This is a genomic window from Methylobacterium crusticola, from assembly GCF_003574465.1.
Lineage (GTDB): Bacteria > Pseudomonadota > Alphaproteobacteria > Rhizobiales > Beijerinckiaceae > Methylobacterium > Methylobacterium crusticola.
This window is the reverse complement of the sequence record NZ_QOWC01000420.1, coordinates 1-2,499: the sequence shown is the minus strand read 5'-3', so window position 1 is coordinate 2,499 and position 2,499 is coordinate 1. Positions and strand designations below refer to the sequence as shown.

Annotated in this window: 3 protein-coding genes; 2 read left to right on the top strand and 1 reads right to left on the bottom strand. The window is 65.1% G+C overall.

What is annotated here, in order from left to right; genetic code table 11:
• Window positions 1-34: 34 nt before the first annotated feature.
• A complete protein-coding gene (locus DT057_RS34575; RefSeq protein ID WP_128566510.1) occupies window positions 35-1,186 on the top strand; it encodes an alpha/beta hydrolase in 1,152 nt (383 codons plus the stop codon).
• A 42-nt stretch (window positions 1,187-1,228) separates the two neighbouring features.
• Here DT057_RS34575 and DT057_RS34570 read toward each other — a convergent pair whose 3' ends face one another.
• Window positions 1,229-1,663: a GlcG/HbpS family heme-binding protein gene (locus tag DT057_RS34570; protein WP_128566509.1), complete on the bottom strand. Its 435-nt coding sequence runs from the start codon at window positions 1,661-1,663 to the stop codon at window positions 1,229-1,231.
• Between the two features lie 542 nt (window positions 1,664-2,205).
• Here DT057_RS34570 and DT057_RS34565 point away from each other — a divergent pair.
• A complete protein-coding gene (locus tag DT057_RS34565; RefSeq protein ID WP_128566508.1) occupies window positions 2,206-2,394 on the top strand; it encodes a hypothetical protein in 189 nt (62 codons plus the stop codon).
• The last annotated feature ends 105 nt before the right edge of the window (window positions 2,395-2,499 follow it).

The following is a 2,499-nucleotide window of genomic DNA, read 5'->3' as shown; positions in this document are numbered from 1 at the left end:
ATCAGGGGTCCCGTTCCGATGCCGTTTGACAATCATGCTCAAGTTCGCTCTCACGGGCCTGCTCGGCCTGCTGTGCGCTACGACCGCCGGGCCAGCAGCAGAGCCATCCTCCTACTTCACTCCTGCTCAGCAAGAGGGCTACTTCTTCGTCGGTGGCCAGTACGCCACGGTCAATGGTAAGACCATCGCGGTCGGCCAGATGTTCGTGCAGTTCCACGCGCCGACCAAGGTCACCCAGCCCTACCCCATCGTGATGGTCCATGGCACCGCGCAGACCGGCATCAACTTCCTCGGCACACCCGATGGCCGGCCCGGATGGGTGCAGCGCTTCGTCGAGAAAGGCTTTGCCGTCTATGTCATCGACCAGGTCGGGCGCGGCCGCTCCGGCGACAATCCCGAGGTTTATGGACCTTATGCCCGCCTCCAGGTGAGCGACCTCGAGCAGACCTTCACCGGCCAGGAGAAGTTCAATCTGTTCCCACAGGCCAAGCTGCACACGCAGTGGCCTGGCGGGCCCGGCCTGCGCGGCAACGTCGCCTTCGACCAGTTCTTCGCATCACAGGTGCCCTTCATCGCGAGCGCTTTGAAGAGTGAGCAACTGGTCGATCCGGCCCTGATCACCCTGCTGCAGAAGATCGGCCCCTCCTTGGTGCTGACCCACTCGCAGGCCGGCGTGTTCGGCTGGGCGGTATCGGACCAGCATCCCGAGCTGGTGAAGGCCCACGTCGCCGTCGAGCCGAACGGGCCGACCTTCTTCGACATCCGCTTCAAGGGCGGCACGGAGTGGTGGGAGAAGATCGGCGAGGCCCGGGCCCGGCCCTACGGCATCACCCGCGTGCCGCTGGCATTCGAGCCGCCCGTGCAGTCGCCCGAGGACCTGAAGGTCGTGCAGTCGGACAAGCCGCTGCGCGAGGGTCAGATCCGTTGCTGGCTGCAGGCCGAACCGGCGCGCAAGCTGCCCAACCTGGCAAAGGTGCCGGCGGTGATCATCACGGGTGAGGCCTCGTTCCGTGCGACCATGGACGACTGCACGGGTGCTTTCCTGGCTCAGGCCGACGCCAAGCCGGACCAGCTGGCGCTGGCGGAGCACGGCATCCGCGGCAACGGGCACATGATGATGCTGGAGATGAACAACCTGGAGGTCGCGGACGCGATTATCGGCTGGATCGAGGGACACGCCCGATAAGGCAAGGTGTGGCCCGCTGTCCTGCCAGTGCTGCTACAACCTTCAGGTTCGCCAAGGATGTTCGGGCAACCCCGTCTCTCCAATCGCACGGGCGCCCGCTTCCGCCACCGTGTGGTCGTTCTCCACGGTCGAGCCGCTGACACCGATTGCGCCCGACATCACGCCGTCCTTGTCGACGATCGGGATGCCACCCGGGAAGGTGATGAGGCCGTCGTTGGAGTGCTCGATCCCGTAGAGCGGGCCACCTGGTTGCGACAGCTTGCCGATCTGGCCGGTTGGCATTCCGAAGAACAGGGCCGTCTTGGCCTTCTTTTGTGCAATATCGATAGATCCGACCCACGCATCATCCATTCGATAGAAGGCTTTGAGATTGCCCCCGGAGTCGACCACAGCGATACACATCTGAGTGCTGATCTCATCAGCCTTGGCGCATGCGGCTTCGATTGCCTGCTGTGCTTCCTTGATCGTGACGTGCATGTGCCTTCTCCCTGGACGCACCGCATCGCTACGGAGAGGGGCGACGCCGCGACGGATCATAGATCTGCGCCGGGACCCGGGCGATGTGTGCTTTTGGGCGGAGGCTGAGCTTGCGGCTCAGACACTCGCGGTGACCACTCTCGACCGGCTGCCGAGCCTCGGCGGGCGACCGATCTTGAGCACCTACAGCGCCGTTCATCACTGCCCTGAGCGGGCTGCCTGAGGAGAACCATGCCGAAGTCACCCGACCGCACCGCACTACCAGCGGAGGATCAGCTCGCGGCAACCGTGAGGGCGCTCGACGCGATCCTGACGGCCATCGAAGGCCAGGGCGGCAGAGGCCCCGCCATGTCCGCCTACCGAGCCGCGATCCGACGCCAAGGGCAGACCCTAGCCGATGCAGGCGGGTCGGACACGATGGAGCACGTGCTGGCCCAACTCGTCGCCCTGTCGCCGCGTGGAGCCGAGCGCGAGGCGATCATCATCGGAGCTTGGGCAGGGCTCCCGGCTTGGCGAACCGATGGGGCGCAAGGAAGCGCCGCATGACCGACTACGCCGCCGGTACCGCCAAGATGCTGCTCACAAACGGGGGCATCGCGGATCCGGCCGAATTCCCTCTCACGGTCGACCTGATCCTGGGTCGCTGGCTCGACGAGACCGCTGAGGAGATCGGCCGCGGGTTCGAGAACGCGATCTACTCCGCGGATTTTACTCAGCTATCGGAGGCGTGATTGGTGGCGATGAGGCATGAGCCCTACGGCTTACGGCCGCCCACTTGTTCAGGCGGCGCAGCGGGATCCTGGCTTCGATCAGGAGGTCGTCTGCGAGCAGGCCCT

What these genes read in the sequence shown, in the direction of transcription:
- DT057_RS34575 (WP_128566510.1), top strand. Translation starts at nt 35, where the DNA reads ATGCTCAAGTTCGCTCTCACGGGCCTGCTCGGCCTGCTGTGCGCTACG.
- DT057_RS34565 (WP_128566508.1), top strand. Translation starts at nt 2,206, where the DNA reads ATGACCGACTACGCCGCCGGTACCGCCAAGATGCTGCTCACAAACGGG.
- DT057_RS34570 (WP_128566509.1), bottom strand. Translation starts at nt 1,663, where the DNA reads ATGCACGTCACGATCAAGGAAGCACAGCAGGCAATCGAAGCCGCATGC.